The sequence below is a fragment of the Micromonospora sp. NPDC057141 genome (assembly GCF_042670805.1).
Classification (GTDB): Bacteria; Actinomycetota; Actinomycetes; order Mycobacteriales; family Micromonosporaceae; genus Micromonospora.
Genome location: NZ_JBHUVA010000047.1, coordinates 1 through 17,241, shown reverse-complemented (window position 1 = coordinate 17,241; position 17,241 = coordinate 1). Strand labels below are relative to the sequence as shown.

The window sequence follows — 17,241 nt, the reverse complement described above, 5'->3', positions numbered from 1 at the left end:
CGGCCCGCCCCGGCTGTCGGTCGGTAGTGGACGCGGTGAACTCCACCCATGGGTGAGAACAAGGTGGGCACCGCGTCCTGGACCGACCGGACCCTGCTCGACTCCGGGTGGTATCCGCAGACGGCGGGCACCCCGCAGAAGAGCGCACCCGGCCGGGTTCACCTTCAACGTCAAGGCGTTCAGCCTGCTGACCGGGCACCCGACGCGGGTCTCCGCGCTCCACGAGGACCTGCGGCCGGACACCGACAAGCGCAACGTCTACCCCGGCGACCTGCCCGCGCAGGCGTACGAGGAGGTCTGGACGCGCGCCCCTCAAGATTCGCCCGGCCCCGGCTTGCCGCCGTGGTTCCGGCGCGCGTTCAAGGGCAACCGGGTAGGGAGCCCTGAGCGGGTCAGCCCGCTTCGACGCCGCCGGCCCGGAGGATCTGCCTGACCCGCTCGCGGGTGTAGCCGGTGGCCCGGACGATGTCGACTTGGCGCATGCCGTTGCGGGCTGCCTCGACGATGGCTCCTGCGAGGCGGGACCGCGCCGTGGCGATCTCGCCCCTGGCCTCGGCGACAATCCGGTCGGCCTCGGCCTGTGCATCGGTCATTGCTGCCCGCGCCTCTTCGTAGGCCCGAACCGCTGCTGCCAGGTCGTCTGCCACGGCCTAATAGTCCCACGGTGGTACCCGACCGGCGGGTTGGCCGACCCGCCCGGCGACGCCCATCCCCGCTGGTGCGACCGGGACGGCTGCACGCTGCGGCGACGGCACCGCTCGGCGCGGCTCCCGCTGACGCCGCGCTCGCCGGCCCCGCCCGCCGGCCCGCTGACCGCCGACGGTCCGGCCGCCGAAGGCCCGGCCATCGAAGCCCTGCCCGCCGAACCCACCGCCGACGTGGCGCTGGCGCAGACGCTCGTCCCCGGCGCGGGGCCGGTGCTCGTGGTCGCCGTGGGCGGGGCCGAGCCCGGCGAGCTGATGCTCACCCTCGACCAGGGGCGGGTGCTGTCCTATCGGCTCCGCCGCCTGCTCGACCTGGCCGCCGCGACCCACGCCCGCCGGCCCCACCCCGGAGTCCGCCCCCGCAACCGGCGCGGCTACCCCTGACCGGGCGGGGTCAGCTCGTCTCGCCGGCCACGCTGAACGAGCGGAGCCGGTCGATGGCCAGCACGGTGAAGCCCACGCTGATGAGCGCGCTCATCACCGCCGCCACCGGCACCGACACGTCACCCAGCAACAGCTCCGTGGGGGCGATCCGGTCGGCGAGGGTGATCACGTACTGCTGGATGGAGAGCACCCGTGTGCCGCTCACGACGCTGCCGAGCAACCCCTCCCAGATCAGCACGTAGACCAGGCCGAGCAGCACCGGCCGGCGGGTGAGCAGGCTGAGCGCCAGGAACAGCGCCGAGTACGCCAGCGCGCCGACCGCCGACGCGGCGGCGAGGGCCAGTCCGAGGCGTACGGAGTCGGCCAGCAGGCCGGCGGCGTAGAGCGGCACGGCGACGGTGACCGCGGTGACGCCGGTGGCCACCGCCAGCTTGGGCAGCACGATCTGCCAGCGGGGCAGCGGCTTGGTCAGGATGTGCACGACCGTGCCGTCGTCGATCTCGGCACCGAGCACGCCGGTGCCGACGATCAGGGCGACGACCGGGAGCACGACGGCCAGGCCGAGACCGACCAGCACCGGTGGGCCCCAGTCGCGCGGGGTGACCCCGAGCGACCGGGAGAGCACCGCCAGGAGGATCAGCACCACGGGCAGCGGCAGCAGCAGGAGGAAGCGGCGACGCCCGAACAGCCCGCGCAGGGTGAGCCAGGAAACGGTAGACATGGGGTTCAGGCCTCCACCAGGTAGGAGAAGACGCTCTCCAGGGACTCGTCCTCGGGTACCAGTTGGCGCACCCGGACGCCCTCCCGCAGCGCGATCTTCGGCAGCACGCGGGTGAACGCGCCGTAGTCGCCGGCGCGCACCGTCAATCCGGCGCGGCCCAGCTCGACGCCCGCCACCGACGCCTCGGCCATCAGCGCCACGGCGAGCGCCCGGTCGTCGGTGGAGCGCACGGTGAACACGTGCGGCCGGTTGGTCATCAGCCGGCGGATGGTGCGGAAGTCACCGGAGGCGGCCAGCCGGCCGGCGACCATGACCTGGACCGTGCCGGAGACCTGCTCGACCTCCTCCAGGATGTGCGAGCTGAACAGAATGGTGCGGCCGGCGTCGCCGAGGCGGTGCAGCAGCTCCATCATGTGCAGCCGCTGCCGCGGGTCCATCCCGTTGAACGGCTCGTCGAGCAGCAGCACCTGTGGCTCGTGCACCAGCGCGGCGGCCACCCGGGCCCGCTGCCGCATGCCCTTGGAGTACGTGCCGATCCGGCGGTCCTGCGCGCCCTCCAGCTCCACCTGGGCGATCGCCCGGCGGGCCGCCGCCGTCGGGTCCGCCAGCCGGTGCAGCTTCGCGCTGGTCAGCACGAACTCGTACGCGGTGAGGAAGGTGTGCACCGCCTCCCGCTCGCTGACCAGGCCGAGCCGGCGGTAGGCCTCGGGGTTGCGCCAGGTGGGCCGGCCGTCCAGGGTCACCACCCCGCGCGATGGGGCCAGGAAGCCCGCCATCATGTGCAGCAGGGTCGTCTTGCCCGCGCCGTTGGGGCCGAGCAACCCGGTGACCCCGGAGCCGAGGCTCATGCTGACGTCGTTGACGGCCACCACGTTGCCGTACCAGCGGGAGACGCCCGCGAGGTCGAGGGTGCTGGTGACGGCGGCGGGTGCCCCCGCCGTCTGGTCGGCGCTGATCGTGGTCATCGCGCGGCCACCTTCCGGTATCGACGCAGCAGCAGGGCGACGCAGCCGGCCACGAGCAGCGCGGCGGCGACCGCGTAGACGGGACCGAAGCCGCCGATCGGGACTCCACTCTGGCCCTCGGACGTCAGCAGGTCACCGAGCGCCCAGGTGCCCACGCCACCCACCAGCGTCGACGGTGAGGCGAGGAAGGCCAGCTCGTTGACCGTCTGCGAAGGCATGATCGACAGGGTGCCGACGATCGGCGTGGTCATCAGGAACACGGCCACGATCCCACCGGCCGCGAACGCCCGCTTGCCGCTGAGGGAGGCGATCAGCAGCCCGACCGAGGCGAAGACCGCCGCCCACAGCCCGGCGTAGAGCAGGCTCGGCAGCAGGTCGAGCAGTTCGTCCCAGACGCCCCGCATGCCGTCGCTCGTGAATGCGGCACCCAGGAACATCACGAACTGCGGCCCGCCGAGCAGCAACCACAGCGCGGTCGCCAGCGCCAGCAGCTTGGCCAGCGGGTAGTCCGCGCGCGGCAGCGGCCGGGAGAAGTAGAGCGGCAGCACCCCGCTGTGCAGGTCACGGGAGACCAGCTCGGGCGCGGCCACCGCGACGAAGAAGATGACCAGCCAGCTCATGTTGTCGGCGAACTGGGCGTACGTCATCACCGCCTCGCCGATCTGGGCGCGGACGGCGGTGAGGGCGGCGGCGACCGCCGTGACGATGCCGACCACCAGCCAGGGGAAGATCTTGGCCTTCGCGCTGCGCCCCAGCCCGAACGCGGTCCGCAGGCCGTGCAGGTAGAGCGCGCCGAAGACGGCCCGGCGACCCAGCCGGGGGCCGGTGTAACGCTGGTAGCCGATGTCGTGGATGACGCCGGTCGGCTCAGGCATGGCTGGGCTCCCTCGTGGCGAAGAGTTCGGCCACCCGGTGCCGGCGCTGGTCCAGCCGGTGCAGCGGCAGGTCCAGTTCGGCGACCGCGCCGAGGATCAGGTCGTAGGTGGCGTCGTCGACGAGCTCGACGAGCAGCAGCCGGCCGTCCCGGCGCACCGGCAGGCCGAGCGCGGCCAGCCGGGCGGCCAACTCCTCCGTGCCCTCGCTGACCTCGACGGCGAGCACGTCGGTGGCGGAGGTCATGGCGGAGATGTGGTCGGCGCGCAGCAGCCGCCCACCGTCGATGGCGACGAGGGTGTCGCAGATCCGTTCCACCTCGCCCAGCAGGTGCGAGCAGACCAGCACGGAGATGCCGAACTCGGTGCCGATGCGGTGCACCAGCGCCAGCATCGCGTCCCGGCCGGCCGGGTCGAGGCCGTTGGTCGGCTCGTCGAGCAGCAGCAGGTCGGGGTCGTGCACGAGGGCCTGGGCGAGTTTGACCCGCTGCTTCATGCCGGTGGAGTAGCCGCCGACCGGGCGGTAGCGCTCCTCGTAGAGTCCGACGTGCCGCAGCGCCTCGGAGGCCCGCTCCCGGGCGACCGTGCGCGGCAGGCCGCTGATCCGGCCGAGGTGGGTGACCAGCTCCGCGGCGGAGAGGTCCGGTGGCAGGGCGTCGTGCTCGGGCATGTAGCCGACCCGGGCGCGGACCCGGGCGGAGTCGGTGGTCGGGTCGAGGCCGAGCACCCGGGCCCGGCCGCTGGTCGGGGCGAGGAGGCCGAGCAGGATCTTGATCAGGGTGGACTTGCCGGCGCCGTTCGCGCCGACCAGCCCGATGATGCCCGGTTCGACCGCGACGGTCAGGTCGGCCAACGCCGTGACCCCACCCCCGTACGTCTTGGTCAGCGACTCGGTCGCGATGAGTGTCACGCCGTACAGCGTAGGGACCGGGGGTCGCCGGTGGACGGTGGGCGGCCCCGGGCGGATCCCTGATCTTCCTGGCCGGGTTCCCCTAGGGTCCCGGGACTGCCACCACGTCGCGCAGCGGACTATCGACTAATACCAGCGGAGAAAGCTAGGCTTCGACCGAACTTTCGTCGGCCAGAGGAGAAGTCGTGTCGCGCCGTACCGGCAAGCCCTCCTACCTGCTCGCGGCGCCCGACCCGAGCCGCCGCCGTAAGGCGCGCCTGGCCGTCATCGTGGCGGCGATCGGGCTCGCGGCTGTTCTCGTGGGCGGCGCCACCGGCTACACGGCCAGCCGACCGGACGGCGTCGAATCGGCTGTGGCGGACATGCGCAAGGCCGAGGTGGAGCGTGACACCCAGCAGGTGGCCGAGCTGACGACGACGGCCCGACGCCTCCGTGACGAGATCTCTCCCATTCTCGGCGCCATCCGGGCGGCTCCGTCGGACAGTGGGCAGCCGGGCCCCGAGCAGGCCCGCCAGTGGCGACAGACCCTGCTCCGGGCAGCGGAGCCGTTCGCCAACCCGCCGTCGGGCACCACCGCCACCAACGTGGCGCGCGCGGGGCTGCACGGCGCTGTGGAGCAGGCGTCCCTGGCTGTCGAGTCGTATCTCCTCGCTGTCACCGGGCCGCCGACCCAGCGGGGCGCCCTGACGGAGCTGGCGAAACGACAGGCGGCGCAGGCGGTGGCCGCCTGGTCGGTCGCGGCCACCCAGCTTGATCAGGTCAACATCGACACCGGTCAGGGTCACCAGCATGTCTACCTGGACGCCGGTCCGGGTGGCGGCGCCTTCACCCCCGACGGCGCTGCGGAGGGCTCCGGCGGGTGACCTGTCGCCCGCGCCCTGCGAGCTGCCCGGCCGTGCCCCGGCGGACGCCCTCCTGATCCACGCCGTGTCGGCGACGTGGCGGTGTCCCGAGGGCTCTGATGCCGCCACGTCGCCGACATCGTGCCCGGCCTTCCTCGGTGGGGGCGCGGTCTCACCCCCACGGGGTGAGGCGGCCTCACCCGGGCGGGGCGCAGGGTGGGCCGTGTGTGTGGCCCGTGGCGGGCCACCCGAGCTGGCTGGGGGTGCGCGGGATGACGGTTCGGGACACGGCGGTTCGGCGGCGTGGCCGCGTGCTGCACGTGGTCGGGTCACCCGGTGGCCCCCGCCGCGCAGTGGTGCGGCCCGGCCGGGTCAGCCCCACCCGGCAGTGGCGGGGCCCGGCCGGGCCGCCGCGCCGCGAGGACGACCGACGGTGAAGGCCACCGGAATGGACGTGACCGACCTACGGGGGTGGGCAGATGGCTGAGCAGTTGATCTCGGCGTTCGAGAGCTCGCTGGACAAGACCAACCTGATCCTGAAGGACATCGAGGCGGCGTACGGCTGGCCGAAGGAGCAGCGCAACCAGTCGTACGCGGCCCTGCGCACGGTGCTGCACCTGCTGCGCGACCGGCTGCCGGTGCAGGAGAGCGCGGAGTTCGCTGCGCAGTTGCCGGTGCTGCTGCGGGGCATCTACTTCGACGGTTGGCAGCCGTCGAACGTGCCGATCAAGCTGAACCGGGACGACTTCCTCTACGAGGCCCGCCAGGGCTTCCCGTACGACGTCGAGGGCGGCCCGGAGCGCGTGGTCCAGGTGGTGCTGGACACCCTGCGTCGGCACGTCACCCAGGGGGAGTGGGAGGACGTCCGCTCCACCATGCCCCGGGACCTGGCTCAGCTCATTCCCTGACGCCCGGACGCCGGCCGGCCGATCCCGACAGCGGTCGGCCGGCCGGCCGCCTCGGGCCCGGCGAGGGCGTCCGCGTCGGGTGGGCGGGTGGACAGGTGGGCGCCGACGGTGAGGCCGTGCAGCACCGCTACGGCGGCGAGCGGGAACAGGGCGGCGACGGCGAACCCCGGCCCGAAGCCCAGCCCCGCGACGGCCAGCCCGAACAGGGGCGGGGTGGCCGTCGCGGCCACGTTCTGCACCACGGTCTGGGTGCTGGTGGCCCGTCCCGCCCAGCTCGCGGGGGCCACGTCCGCGACCGCCGCGTACGCGACGCCGTGCCAGCTCACCGTGGCGACGAGGGCGACCAGCAGCAGTGGGGCCGCCGGCGGGGCGTGCAGGGCCTCGGCGAGCGCCAGCGCCCCCAGGGCGGCGGCCGTGCCGGCGGCGACGACCCGCAGTGGCCGGAGCCGCTGGGCGGACCGGTCGGACCAGTGGCCGGCGAGCACCCGCGCCGCCGCCGCGACGAGCTGCGCCCCCGCGATCAACGGCCCGGCCGTACGCACCGGCCAGCCGCGTTCGGTGACGAGATAGTCCAGGGCGTACGCGCCGACGGCGAACTGCGCCACGACCAGCAGGGCGCTCGCCCCGTGCACCCGCCACAGCGTCGGCGACCGGTACGGCGACCGTGCGCGCGCCGCGCCGGTGCCGGCGTCGGGCACGCCGGGCGTGGCGGGTGAGGTGGGCGAGTCGGGCGAGCCGGTGCCGGGCCTCGGCGCGTCGACCAGCAGCAGGGCGGCCACGATCCCGGTCAGCGCGGAGACCGCGGCGGCGACCAGCAACGCCAGCCGGGGGCCGCCGGAGTCGGCCAGCACCGGCAGGACCGCCGAGGCCGCCGCCACGCCCAGCGGCTGCGACGTCTGCCGGATGCCCATCGCCAGGCCCCGCTCGCCGGGCGCGAACCACCCGGTCACCACCCGGCCGCTGGCGGCGTACACGGCCGAGCCGGCGGCCCCGGCGAGGGCCAGCAGCCCGAACAGGGCCGGCCCTGCGGCGAGGGCGGCGCCGGCCAGGAATGCCGCCCCGACCGTCAGGCCCAGGCCGATGACGAGGCGCTCGCCGCGACGGTCGGCCACGACGCCCCAGCCGATGAGGGCGAGCACCATGCCAAGGCTGGGGCAGGCCACCAGCAGGCCCAGCTCCCACAGCGGCAGGCCGGTGGCGCGGCGTAGCGCGGGCAGCAGGAACGGCAGCCCGTACAGGTAGAGGGTGCCCGCGGTCTGCGCGGCGGTGCCGATGCCGAGCATGACCCACCGGCGGGAGTCGGCCACGGCCCGAGACTAACCCTCGTCCCGCCATTAGAGACGCGCTTCCTATTATTCGGGAACGAACGGCATGGGGCCCGAAGTGCAGGATCGCGGAATGGGGGTGGGGGTGGGGCGTGAGGAGTGGAGGTCGGTTGACGATCGTTGTCGATGCTGCCAGGATGTCGAGAGCGCTCCCATCGTCTCGTCGTCGCCGTGGTTGGCGACCCATCCGAAGGACAGGGAACGCATGCGCATCCACCACCTCACCCGTCGGCGCACCCGGTCGGGCCTGTTGGCCGGCCTGCTCGCCGCCGCGAGCACGCTCGCCGTGGGCATCACCGTCGCCCAGCCCGGCACCGCCGAGGCCGCCGCCAGCCTGAGGAGCCTCGCCGACGCCAAGGGCCGCGACATCGGCTTCGCCCTGGACCCCAACCGGCTCTCCGAGAGCCCGTACAAGCAGATCGGCGATGCCGAGTTCAACCTCGTCGTCGCCGAGAACGCGATGAAGTGGGACGCCACCGAACCCAACCGGAACCAGTTCTCCTTCGGCCAGGGCGACGCGGTCGTCAACTACGCCGCGAGCAGCGACAAGAAGGTGTACGGCCACACCCTGGTCTGGCACAACCAGATGCCCGGCTGGACGGCGAACCTCTCCGGCTCCGACCTGCTCGCCGCGATGAAGAACCACATCGCCGGGGTGGCCGGTCACTTCAAGGGCAAGGTCTTCGCCTGGGACGTGGTCAACGAGGCGTTCGCCGACGGCGGCTCCGGCGGGCGCCGGGACAGCATCCTCCAGCAGCGCATCGGCAACAGCTGGATCGAGGAGGCGTTCCACGCCGCCCGCGCCGCCGACCCGGGCGCGAAGCTGTGCATCAACGACTACAGCACCGACGGGATCAACGCCAAGAGCACCGCGATCTACAACCTGGTGAGGGACTTCAAGGCGCGGGGTGTGCCGATCGACTGCGTCGGCTTCCAGGCGCACCTGATCATCGGGCAGGTTCCCGGCGACATGCAGGCCAACCTCCAGCGCTTCGCCGACCTCGGCGTCGACGTGCGGATCACCGAGCTGGACATCCGGATGTCCACCCCGGCGAACGCCACCAAGCTGGCCACGCAGGCCGCCGACTACAAGAAGGTCGTCAACATCTGCCTCGCCGTGGCCCGATGCGCAGGCGTGACGGTCTGGGGCATCACCGACAAGTACTCCTGGATTCCGGGAACCTTCCCGGGGGAGGGCGCCGCGTTGATCTGGGACGAGAACTACGCGCCGAAGCCCGCGTACCAGGCGGTGGCCGACGCCCTCGGCAGCGGCACCACCACCCCCACCCCGACCACGCCCGCCCCGACCACCCCGGCACCCACCACCCCGGCACCCACCACGCCCGCCCCGACCAACGGCTGCACGGTCACCTACGTGCCGAACTCCTGGGGCAACGGCTTCACCGCCGAGATCCGGATCCGCAACGACGGCCCCGACGCCGTCAACGCCTGGACCTTCGGCTTCTACTTCACCGCCGGTCAGCAGGTCACCAACGCCTGGAACGCCACCGTCACCCAGTCCGGCACCCAGGTCAACGCCCGTAACGCGAGCTACAACGGCGCGGTGCCCGTCGGCGGCACGGTGAGCTTCGGCTTCCAGGGCACCCACACCGGGTCCAACCCGTCGCCCGCCAGCTTCACCTTCAACGGCACCGTCTGCCGCAACGGCTGACCGCCCGCGTCCCGCCGGCACACCGGGCGAACCGGACGTGCCGGCGGGACCCGCCGTCTACGGTGTGGTTAGAGAGGATCGTGCCGGGGGTACCACCCGTCGCACGACGTACCCCCGTCGCGCGGCGGGGCGGGAACCTGGCGAGGGAGCACCGCATGGCACTCAACGACGACGACATCCAGACGACCAGCGGCGGCGGCCCGGAGGGCCCGGCCGACGGCGGGGCCACGCCCGGTCAGCAGGACGGCGGGGCGGACGGCGGGGCCGAGGGCCCGGCCGACGGTGGCGCGACTCCGGGTAAGCAGGACGGCGGCGCCGACGGTGGCGCGGAGGGCCCGGCCGACGGTGGCGCGACTCCGGGTAAGCAGGACGGCGGCGCCGACGGCAGCGCCGGCTGACGCCTCGCGATGACGATCACCGACCCGCCGGGTGGCCACGGTCGCCCGGCGGTTCCGCCCGAAGCCACCCGCGCCCTCGCGCGCTGCGTCGCCGTGGAACCGGGCAAGTTCGCCGCCGCCCACTGGGGCCGGGCGCCGCTGCTGTCCCGCGCCGCCGAGCTGCCCAACTCCGACGGCTTCACCGACCTGCTCAGCCCCGCCGACGCCGACGAGCTGCTCAGCCGGCGCGGGCTGCGTACCCCGTTCCTGCGCGTCGCCCAGGACGGCCAGCTCGTGCCGGCGGCGCGCTGGACCGGCGGCGGCGGCGCGGGCGCCGAGATCGGCGACCAGGTCCTCGACGAGCGGGTGCTGGACCTGTACGCCTCCGGCGCGACCCTGGTGCTCCAGGGCCTGCACCGCACCTGGCCCGCCCTGATCGACCTCGCCCGCGACCTCGGCACCGCCCTGGCGCAGCCGTTGCAGGTCAACGCATACCTGACCCCGGCCGGCAGCCAGGGCTTCGCCACCCACTACGACACCCACGACGTCCTCGTGCTCCAGGTCGACGGGCGCAAACACTGGCTCGTCCACCCGCCGGTGCTGCCCGACCCCCTCGAACGCCAGCCCTGGGGTGGCCGGGCCGACGAGGTCTCCGCCACCGCCCAGGGGCCCGCCGCGCTCGACGTGGTCCTCGAACCGGGCGACGCGCTCTACCTGCCGCGCGGCTGGCTGCACAGCGCCCAGGCCCAGGAGAGCAGCTCCCTGCACCTGACCGTCGGCATCCGGGCGCTGACCCGGTACGCCATCGTCGAGGAGTTGCTCGCCCTCGCCGCCGCCGACGCCCGGCTGCGCGCCGGCCTGCCGTTCGGCACCGACGTGGCCGACCCCGACGCGATCGAGCCGGAGCTGACCGAGACCGTCGAGGCGCTGCGGGACTGGCTGTTGCGCGCCGACCCCGCAGCCGTGGCCGCCCGGCTGCGGGAACGGGCCTGGCCGGCCGCCCGGCCCGCCCCGATCCGGCCCCTGGCCCAGGCCGCCGCGCTCGCCGCCGTCGCCGCCGACACCCGGCTCGCGCCCCGGCCGGGGCTGCGCTGGCGGCTCGACCCGACCGGGGACGGCAAGGTCGCGCTGCGCCTGTTCGATCGGGTGCTGACCCTGCCCGCCGGCTGCGAGCCCGCGCTGCGCGCGCTGCTCACCGGCGCGGTGAGCCGGGTCGGCGACCTGCCCGGCCTCGACGACGACGCCGACCGGGTCGTCCTGGCCCGCCGCCTGCTGCGCGAGGCCGTCGCCGTCCCCGCCGAGGGACAGCCGCCGCCGCGCTGACGGGAACCTCTCGGCCGCCGGCTGCGTCGCAGTGCCATGACATACCTTCGACGCATGCGGGTGGCGGTCGTACCGCTGCTCCTGCTGACCGGGGCCTGCGCCCAGCAGGACACCCCGTCCGGCGCCGGTGAGCCCGCCGCCGCATATCCCGGCGACGTGCCGGTGGTCCGGATGGCGTACACGGGCGGGTTCGTGCCGCCGATCCTGCTGGCGACCCGGCTGCCCGCCGTCAGCGTGTACGGCGACGGCAGGGTCATCGCCGAGGGGCCGGTCCCCGCCATCTATCCGGGACCGGCCCTGCCCAACGTCCAGGTGGCGAAGATCGGCGCCGAGGCGGTGGCGGAGCTGGTCGCGCAGGCCCGCGCGGCAGGGGTGGGCACCGCCCCGGACCTCGGCACCCCGCTGGTCACCGACGTGGCCTCGACCCGGTTCACCGTTCGCGGTCCCGTCGGCACCGAGGAACTGGAGGTCTACGCCCTCGCCGAGGCGATCAGCCCCGAGTCCGGCCTGAGCGCCGAGCAGCGGGCGGCCCGGGACCGGCTGCGCGCCTTCGCCGAACGGCTGACCGGCCTGTCCGACACGGACACCCAGCCGTACCAGCCGACCGCCGTCGTGGCCGTCGCCCAGAAGTGGACCGCCGGTGGGGAGGCCGGCAAGCAGACGGAGGTAGCCTGGCCCGGCCCCGAGCTGCCCGGCGAAGCGGTCGGCGACGGCCTCGGTCTGAGCTGCGTGACGGTGACCGGCGCGGCGGTGCGACAGCTGCTCGACGCCGCCGGCACGGCCAACACGGCGACCCCGTGGACCTCCGGCGGGAAGCGTTGGACGGTCGCGCTGCGGCCACTGCTGCCCGACGAGACCGGCTGCGGCGACCTGGCCTCGCGCGGCTGAGCCGAACCCGGCCGGGGCGGACCGCCCCGGCCGGCTCTCAGCGGGCCAGGACCAGCAGCCCGGCGGTGGTGACCAGGCCGGCCACCAGGACGACCGTGACCGGCCGCGGCGACAGCACCGTGTGCCGGCGGTCCGCGAGCCGCTTGGCCGGGGCCAACCCGACCAGCGGGCCGAGCAGGGTCACCACCAGCGCCAGCACCGGCAGGCCCACCGCCAGATCGCCGCCGTTGCGGGCCCCCAGCGCCCGGGCACCCGCGCCGAGGGCGAACATCAGCGCCGCGCCCAGCACCCCGCACAGCGCCAGCAGCGGGTTCGCCGAGGCGGGCAGCTCGCCGGGCTGCCGGGTCCGGTCCAGCAGCCCGCGTACCCCGTGCAGCAGCAGCAGCGGGTCGCCCGAGGCGTCCCGGGCGGGGCCGGGCGGGTCGCCGAGCCGGCGGGCACCCGCGCCCAGCCGGGCCCGGAGCTGCTGCCACAGGTGGGCCGCCTCGGCGTCCACCCGCTCCACCAGCTCCCGCGCGTCGGCCGCCTCCCGCTCGGCGTCGCGCAGCTGCTCGGTGGCTTCGGCGACGGCCCGCTCGGCGGCGGCGCACTGCTGGTCGTGCCAGGCGCGGGCCTCGGCGCGCTGGGTGCGCACCTGGTCGGTCAGCTCGGCCAGCCGCCGCACCTGCGCCGCGTACGTCTCGCTGGTCACCGGTTCGTTCATGCCGCCGGTCCGTAGGGGATGATGACCTGGCCGGTGCGGTGCGCGGCCCGGTCGAAGAAGAGCCCCCGCCACGGCCGGGGATACCAGTCGGGGCCGCCGCTGCCCGGGTAGAGCGACGAGCCCAGCTCGCCGCCCTGCACGTCGAGGGCCACCCACGCGCCGATCTGGTCGGTGCGGGCGGCGGGCCCGCCGAGGTCCACCCGCATCCGGGCCACGCCGCGCCACCAGGCCAGCACGTGGGTACGCCGCTCCGGACCGTCGTGCAGGACGCGCCGCAGGTGCTCCAGCCCGGTCCGCCCGCCGGCCCGCGCGGCCAGCCGGCCGGCCGCCGCGTCGACCGCGTACAGCAGCAGGTAGTGCGGGGTGGCGGGGGTGCCCGGCCGGTCCAGGGCCGTCGCCGTCTCGGCCATCAGCTCCGGTACGGTCTCGTCGTCGTACCAGGCGGCATCGTCGGCCAGGTCGGCGTAGAGCTCCCGGGCGGCCGGGTCGGCGTCGGGGTCGAGGCAGGCGATGGAGAACCGGGCGGTGCCGGGGCGGTGCTGGCGGGCCAGCGACCGGGCGGCGGCGTCCAGCACGGCGCACGCCTCGTCGACCCGGGTGCCCAGCACGGCGAGGTTGCGCCCGGGGGCCCGGGGCAGCCGCAGCGCCGCCGAGCGGGACTGTACGTCGATGATCTCCCCGAGCAGGGCCACCGGGCTGCGCGGCGCGGCGGCGCCCTCGGGCGGGGTGAGCGCCCGGAAGTCCGGGGCGTCGGCGAGCCGGGGGATCGCGTCGCCGTCGAAGAGCCGGGCGGGCCGGGCGTCGGCCGGGCGCATCCGCCACAGCCGGTGCTGCAGCTCGCTCCAGGCGTCCCAGTCGCTGGCCGACGGGATGCGGGCCACCTCGTTGCCCTCGACGAGGCCCGACTCGGCGTTGACCACCGCGTGGTGGCGGGGCAGGGACTGGGCGGCGTCGTTGCGTTCGGCGAGGATGCGCAGCGCCTTGGGCAGCGCGATGCGCAGGGTGAACTGGGCGACCAGCGCAGGCCGCCCCCACAGCGCCTCGATGCCGCGCACGTCCTGCGAGGCCAGCACCAGGTGGATGCCCTGGGAGCGGCCCCGGCGGGCCAGGTCCTCCAGCAGGTCGGCGGCCTCCCGGGCGACCACGTCCCGGCCGGCCAGCAGCGCCTGGAACTCGTCGACCACGGCGACGATGCGGGGCCAGTGCCCGGCCGGGTCGACCGCCCGAAGCTCGGCGAGCTTGGTCACCTCGTGCTTCTTCGCCGCGTCGGCCCGCCGGCGCAGCTCCTCGGCGAGGAACCGCAGCAGCGCCAGCCCGAACTCCCGGTCGGTGTTGACGTTGATCCCGACCAGCCGCATGTGCGGCAGCCAGCTCGGGTCCCGCCGGCCCTGCGCGAACCGGGCGAAGGACACCCCCTCCTTGAAGTCGAGCAGGTAGAACTCCAGCTCGGCGGGGGAGTAGCGGGACGCCAGCGCCCCGATCCAGGCGAAGATCAGGTTGGTCTTGCCGGTGCCGGACGGGCCGCCGATCAGCGCGTGCGGCGGGTAGTCGCCGAGGTTGAGCAGGACCGGTCGGCCGTGCGGGCCCTCGCCGATGGGCGCGGTCAGCCCGGTCGAGGAGTCCTCCCGCCACATCTGCTCCGGCGGCGGCAGCAGGTCGGCGAACGGGGCCGGTGGGGGGCCGGCGTTGACCCGGGCGGCGACCTGCCGGCAGGTCTCGGTGACCAGCGTGGCCGGGGGCGGCGGGTCCAGGGCCACCGGCAGGCCGGGCGGGCCGCCGACCCGGGCCCCGTCGGGGCCCACCACGACCCGGGTCACCGTCGGGTCGTCCGGCACCGGCACGCCGCGCACCACCAGGTGCACCCCGCATGCCCCGCCGGTGCGTACCACCCGGTCGAGCTGGCCGCGCTCGTGTCGGGACAGCTCGTCGCCGCCGAGCAGCACCGCCACCCGCCACGGCTCGGGGCGGCGGCCGGTCGCGGCGGCCAGCTCCCGCAGCGAGCGGTATTCCCCGGCGAGCACGGTCTCGTTGATCCGGCGGATCTGCTCCACCAGGTCGTCCAGCAGCCGGCCCAGCCCGCCTGGGCCGACGAAGGTGAGCAGTCCGGCGGTGCCCAGTGGGGCGAAGCCGGCCAGCCCACCGCCGAGGTGCTCCGGGTCGTAGCCGAACAGCCGCACCGCGCCCGGGTCGGCCCGCCCCAGGCTGCGCAGCAGCAGCGCCGGCACCACGGACGCCCCGCCGTCGGCCTCGGCGCCGGCCAGGTGCACGTGCCCGGCGTCGAGCAGCGGCACCAGGGCCGGCACCGGCTCCGCGCCGGGGATGCGCACGGTGCCGACGCGTACGGCGCCGGGGGGCTCGCCGCGACCGGCCGGCGTCGCGGTCCACTGCGCCCAGTCGGCGCTGGCCGCGCCGGGCGCCTCGCGGCGGGCGGCGTCGACGGCCCGGCGGGCCAGCTCGGCGATCCGGGCGGCGTGCCGGGCGTCGATCTCGGCGAGCCGCCGGTCGCGCTGCGCCCCCACCTTCGCCGGTACGGCAGCCGCGGCGCGCTGCACGCGGGCCAGCCGGTCCCGGGCGGCGGCCAGCTCGGCGTCGGCGTCGGCGAGCCGGTGCCGGGTGGCGCCCAGCGCCTCGGAGAGCATGCCCCGCACCCGGGTCACCAGCTGGGTGCGGCGGTCAGCCATCGGAGCCCCGGCGGGCGGCGCCCCCGGCGGGCGGGGCGGGGGGCACGGGAGGCAGGCCCTGCGCGGCCCGCTCCCGGGCCGAGCGCTCGCGGGCCGCGCGTTGCCGCGTCGCCTCGTCCCAGGCGTCCCGCTCGGCCTCGCGGCGCTTCTGCTGCGCGGGCCCGCCCGCCTGGTCGGGCTGCCCGTCGTCGCGGGGCAGGTCCCTGCCGAGGCGAGCCAGCAGCACGGCGGTGACCACGCCGGCGCTCACCGCCGTGTCGGCGGCGTGCGGCTGCTCCTCGCCGCTGCGGCGCGGCGGCGGGGGCATCCGGCAGACCCGGGTCAGCAGCGTCTCCAGCACCGGCGGGGGCAGCCCGGGGAGCAGGTCGCGCACCCGGCCGTCCAGCTCCCGGCGCAGCCGGGGCAGGTCGTCGGCGCGGGGCGGGTGCCCGAGCAGCTCCCCGGCCAGCTCGCGCAGCAGCGGCGGGGCGAGCGCGGCCAGGCCGAGGCCGACGTCGGCGTGCGCGGTGCGCAGCTCGCGGTGCAGCCGGTCCCGGTCGCCGCCACGGACCCCGTCGGCGACCCGGCGCAGCAGCTCCCGGGAGTCGCCGATCCGCTCGTCCGGCTCGTCCGGCGCGCCCTCCCGGCCGCCCGTCAGCTCCGCCACCCGCACCGCCCACCAGCGGCGCAGCACCGGGTTGTCGTCGCGGGCCGGGGGCGGACCGTCACCGGCGGCGGGCGGCGCGTCGCGCGGGGCGTCGTGCACCTGCCGGTCGCCGGCCGGGCGGGCCGGCGGAGCGCCGTCGGGGGCCAGCCCGATGGCCGCGAGGTACGCCGACAACTGTTCCTGGGCCACCCGCAGCGCGTGCCCGGCGGACTCGGCGTGCTCGACGGCGGCGGACAGCTCCGGCACCCCCAGCGGGTTGGCCGACTCCTGCCGCACCCAGCGCAGCCGCTCGGTGGCCTGGCCGAACTTCTCCAGGGCGAGGGCGAGCTGGGCCAGCGGGAACTCCTCCGCGGCGGCCCGCACCTGGGCACCGACGTCCTCGATGATGGACACGCCCGGCCCTTACAGGGTCGAGACGTAGAGTTGCGCCTGCTCCACCGCGACGAGGGTCGCCGCGAGGCACTCCTCCAGCTCCTGGCTGGCCTGGGTCAGTGAGGCCTGCGCCGCCTCGACGGTCTCGTGCCCGCTGCCCTCCAGCGCCCCGGCCAGTGTCTGCTGCGCCTCGGCCAGCTTCTCACCGGCCGCCTGCACCGCGGTCTGCCCGTCACCGATCTGTTGGAGGGCGACATCGATGGCTGCCTTCAGCTCGGCGACGCTCGCCACGGGGACCTCCTGGGGGCGGGGAGATCTCCATTACAACCCATCCCCCGTGGGGAGAGAACATCCGCCCTGTCGGTGTTGCTGCTCGACTGTCCGATTACGCCACTGACGTGCGCAAACCCCGTGCGAATGTCTCGCTCTCGGGTCACCCGATCCCATCAACGGGACCTTCGTCGCCGGATCCGGACGAGGCGAGAGGAGGGCTGGTCAGGTGGGAAGCCAGCGGGGGCCGTGGACTTCTGCGCCCAGCGCGCCGACGCGGGCGCGCAGCTCCCGGTCGGCGGTGACCACCAGCCGGCGGCGGCCCGGGGCGGCCCTGACGAGGTCGACGATCGTGTCGTCGCCCGACCCCGGGGCGGCGACCACCCGCACGCCCGGCACAGCCGGGACGCCCCGCGCCGCGCCCTCCACCACCAGCACCATCTCCGTAGGACCGGTGAGCTGTGGCGGCACCCCGGACTCGGCCAGCGGGACGAGGGCGTCGCGCAGCCGGGTGGTGGCCCCGGCCCGGTCCCGCCACCACCCGTCGGGGCGGGAACCCACCACGTTGGCGGCGTCCACGATCAGCAGCGGCGTCGGCTCCATGACCCCAGCCTGCCACCGCCGTGCGGCCGTCCCCGCCCGCGCCGCCGGGGCCGCCGCCCGCGCCCGGCCCGGCGC

General features: G+C 75.5%; 18 protein-coding genes and 1 pseudogene. 8 read left to right on the top strand and 11 right to left on the bottom strand.

Annotated features, from left to right (window positions below; genetic code table 11):
• Nucleotides 1–48: 48 nt before the first annotated feature.
• Nucleotides 49–406 (top strand): annotated as a pseudogene (locus ACFT41_RS21670) (DUF72 domain-containing protein); the annotation flags it as partial.
• Here the strand turns inward: ACFT41_RS21670 and ACFT41_RS21665 are convergent.
• The gene (locus tag ACFT41_RS21665) at nt 393–647 is read right to left on the bottom strand and encodes a hypothetical protein (protein ID WP_377588588.1); all 255 of its coding nucleotides are present in this window, start codon (nt 645–647) and stop codon (nt 393–395) included. The pseudogene ACFT41_RS21670 and the gene ACFT41_RS21665 overlap by 14 nt on opposite strands.
• A 36-nt stretch (nt 648–683) precedes the next feature.
• Between ACFT41_RS21665 and ACFT41_RS21660 the strand changes: the two genes are divergently transcribed.
• Nucleotides 684–1,088, top strand: coding sequence for a hypothetical protein (locus ACFT41_RS21660; protein WP_377588587.1), 405 nt, complete (start codon nt 684–686; stop codon nt 1,086–1,088).
• Nucleotides 1,089–1,098: 10 nt separating this feature from the next.
• Here the strand turns inward: ACFT41_RS21660 and ACFT41_RS21655 are convergent, their stop codons facing one another.
• Genes ACFT41_RS21655 through ACFT41_RS21640 form a run of 4 tightly spaced genes read right to left on the bottom strand, consistent with a single transcriptional unit; the run spans nt 1,099 to nt 4,556 of the window.
• Nucleotides 1,099–1,809 (bottom strand): ABC transporter permease subunit, encoded by a 711-nt coding sequence (locus ACFT41_RS21655; protein WP_377588586.1) that lies wholly within the window; start codon nt 1,807–1,809, stop codon nt 1,099–1,101.
• Between the two features lie 5 nt (nt 1,810–1,814).
• Nucleotides 1,815–2,774 carry an ABC transporter ATP-binding protein gene (locus ACFT41_RS21650; protein WP_377588585.1) on the bottom strand — a complete coding sequence of 320 codons (960 nt, stop codon included), beginning with the start codon at nt 2,772–2,774 and terminating at the stop codon, nt 1,815–1,817.
• Entirely contained in the window at nt 2,771–3,649 is an 879-nt protein-coding gene (locus ACFT41_RS21645; RefSeq protein WP_377588584.1) for an ABC transporter permease subunit, read from the bottom strand. The genes ACFT41_RS21650 and ACFT41_RS21645 overlap by 4 nt, the downstream gene beginning before the upstream one ends.
• Complete coding sequence (locus tag ACFT41_RS21640) at nt 3,642–4,556, bottom strand: ABC transporter ATP-binding protein (protein WP_377588583.1); 915 nt, start codon at nt 4,554–4,556, stop codon at nt 3,642–3,644. Before ACFT41_RS21640 ends, ACFT41_RS21645 begins: the two co-directional genes overlap by 8 nt.
• A gap of 185 nt (nt 4,557–4,741) precedes the next feature.
• Here ACFT41_RS21640 and ACFT41_RS21635 point away from each other — a divergent pair, with 185 nt between their 5' ends.
• Together ACFT41_RS21635 and ACFT41_RS21630 are read left to right on the top strand one after the other, a co-directional pair.
• Nucleotides 4,742–5,419, top strand: coding sequence for a hypothetical protein (locus ACFT41_RS21635; protein WP_377588582.1), 678 nt, complete (start codon nt 4,742–4,744; stop codon nt 5,417–5,419).
• Between the two features lie 458 nt (nt 5,420–5,877).
• Entirely contained in the window at nt 5,878–6,306 is a 429-nt protein-coding gene (locus tag ACFT41_RS21630) for a DUF2267 domain-containing protein (RefSeq protein WP_377613962.1), read from the top strand.
• On the opposite strand, the gene ACFT41_RS21625 is transcribed toward ACFT41_RS21630, so the two are convergent.
• Nucleotides 6,291–7,613 (bottom strand): MFS transporter, encoded by a 1,323-nt coding sequence (locus tag ACFT41_RS21625; protein ID WP_377613961.1) that lies wholly within the window; start codon nt 7,611–7,613, stop codon nt 6,291–6,293. The genes ACFT41_RS21630 and ACFT41_RS21625 overlap by 16 nt on opposite strands.
• A gap of 223 nt (nt 7,614–7,836) precedes the next feature.
• Between ACFT41_RS21625 and ACFT41_RS21620 the strand changes: the two genes are divergently transcribed.
• The 4 genes from ACFT41_RS21620 (at nt 7,837) to ACFT41_RS21605 (ending at nt 11,891) form a co-directional block, all read left to right on the top strand.
• Complete coding sequence (locus ACFT41_RS21620; RefSeq protein ID WP_377589454.1) at nt 7,837–9,303, top strand: endo-1,4-beta-xylanase; 1,467 nt, start codon at nt 7,837–7,839, stop codon at nt 9,301–9,303.
• A 155-nt stretch (nt 9,304–9,458) separates the two neighbouring features.
• Entirely contained in the window at nt 9,459–9,701 is a 243-nt protein-coding gene (locus ACFT41_RS21615) for a hypothetical protein (protein ID WP_377613960.1), read from the top strand.
• Between the two features lie 9 nt (nt 9,702–9,710).
• Nucleotides 9,711–11,003, top strand: coding sequence for a cupin domain-containing protein (locus tag ACFT41_RS21610; RefSeq protein ID WP_377589455.1), 1,293 nt, complete (start codon nt 9,711–9,713; stop codon nt 11,001–11,003).
• A 54-nt stretch (nt 11,004–11,057) separates the two neighbouring features.
• Nucleotides 11,058–11,891: a hypothetical protein gene (locus ACFT41_RS21605; RefSeq protein ID WP_377589456.1), complete on the top strand. Its 834-nt coding sequence runs from the start codon at nt 11,058–11,060 to the stop codon at nt 11,889–11,891.
• A gap of 37 nt (nt 11,892–11,928) precedes the next feature.
• Here the strand turns inward: ACFT41_RS21605 and ACFT41_RS21600 are convergent, their stop codons facing one another.
• From ACFT41_RS21600 to ACFT41_RS21580, 5 genes are all read right to left on the bottom strand, one after another.
• Nucleotides 11,929–12,594: a hypothetical protein gene (locus tag ACFT41_RS21600; protein WP_377589457.1), complete on the bottom strand. Its 666-nt coding sequence runs from the start codon at nt 12,592–12,594 to the stop codon at nt 11,929–11,931.
• Complete coding sequence (locus ACFT41_RS21595) at nt 12,591–15,275, bottom strand: FtsK/SpoIIIE domain-containing protein (RefSeq protein WP_377589458.1); 2,685 nt, start codon at nt 15,273–15,275, stop codon at nt 12,591–12,593. Before ACFT41_RS21595 ends, ACFT41_RS21600 begins: the two co-directional genes overlap by 4 nt.
• Nucleotides 15,268–16,314: a hypothetical protein gene (locus tag ACFT41_RS21590; protein ID WP_377589459.1), complete on the bottom strand. Its 1,047-nt coding sequence runs from the start codon at nt 16,312–16,314 to the stop codon at nt 15,268–15,270. The genes ACFT41_RS21595 and ACFT41_RS21590 overlap by 8 nt, the downstream gene beginning before the upstream one ends.
• A 9-nt stretch (nt 16,315–16,323) precedes the next feature.
• Nucleotides 16,324–16,584 carry a hypothetical protein gene (locus tag ACFT41_RS21585; protein WP_007076395.1) on the bottom strand — a complete coding sequence of 87 codons (261 nt, stop codon included), beginning with the start codon at nt 16,582–16,584 and terminating at the stop codon, nt 16,324–16,326.
• A 204-nt stretch (nt 16,585–16,788) separates the two neighbouring features.
• Complete coding sequence (locus tag ACFT41_RS21580; protein ID WP_377589460.1) at nt 16,789–17,166, bottom strand: hypothetical protein; 378 nt, start codon at nt 17,164–17,166, stop codon at nt 16,789–16,791.
• Nucleotides 17,167–17,241 lie beyond the last annotated feature (75 nt).

Bases quoted from the DNA above. Each gene is read 5' to 3' on its own strand.
- ACFT41_RS21655 (WP_377588586.1), bottom strand. From the start codon at position 1,809: ATGTCTACCGTTTCCTGGCTCACCCTGCGCGGGCTGTTCGGGCGTCGC.
- ACFT41_RS21650 (WP_377588585.1), bottom strand. From the start codon at position 2,774: ATGACCACGATCAGCGCCGACCAGACGGCGGGGGCACCCGCCGCCGTC.
- ACFT41_RS21645 (WP_377588584.1), bottom strand. From the start codon at position 3,649: ATGCCTGAGCCGACCGGCGTCATCCACGACATCGGCTACCAGCGTTAC.
- ACFT41_RS21630 (WP_377613962.1), top strand. From the start codon at position 5,878: ATGGCTGAGCAGTTGATCTCGGCGTTCGAGAGCTCGCTGGACAAGACC.
- ACFT41_RS21620 (WP_377589454.1), top strand. From the start codon at position 7,837: ATGCGCATCCACCACCTCACCCGTCGGCGCACCCGGTCGGGCCTGTTG.
- ACFT41_RS21615 (WP_377613960.1), top strand. From the start codon at position 9,459: ATGGCACTCAACGACGACGACATCCAGACGACCAGCGGCGGCGGCCCG.
- ACFT41_RS21610 (WP_377589455.1), top strand. From the start codon at position 9,711: ATGACGATCACCGACCCGCCGGGTGGCCACGGTCGCCCGGCGGTTCCG.
- ACFT41_RS21605 (WP_377589456.1), top strand. From the start codon at position 11,058: ATGCGGGTGGCGGTCGTACCGCTGCTCCTGCTGACCGGGGCCTGCGCC.
- ACFT41_RS21600 (WP_377589457.1), bottom strand. From the start codon at position 12,594: ATGAACGAACCGGTGACCAGCGAGACGTACGCGGCGCAGGTGCGGCGG.
- ACFT41_RS21595 (WP_377589458.1), bottom strand. From the start codon at position 15,275: ATGGCTGACCGCCGCACCCAGCTGGTGACCCGGGTGCGGGGCATGCTC.
- ACFT41_RS21580 (WP_377589460.1), bottom strand. From the start codon at position 17,166: ATGGAGCCGACGCCGCTGCTGATCGTGGACGCCGCCAACGTGGTGGGT.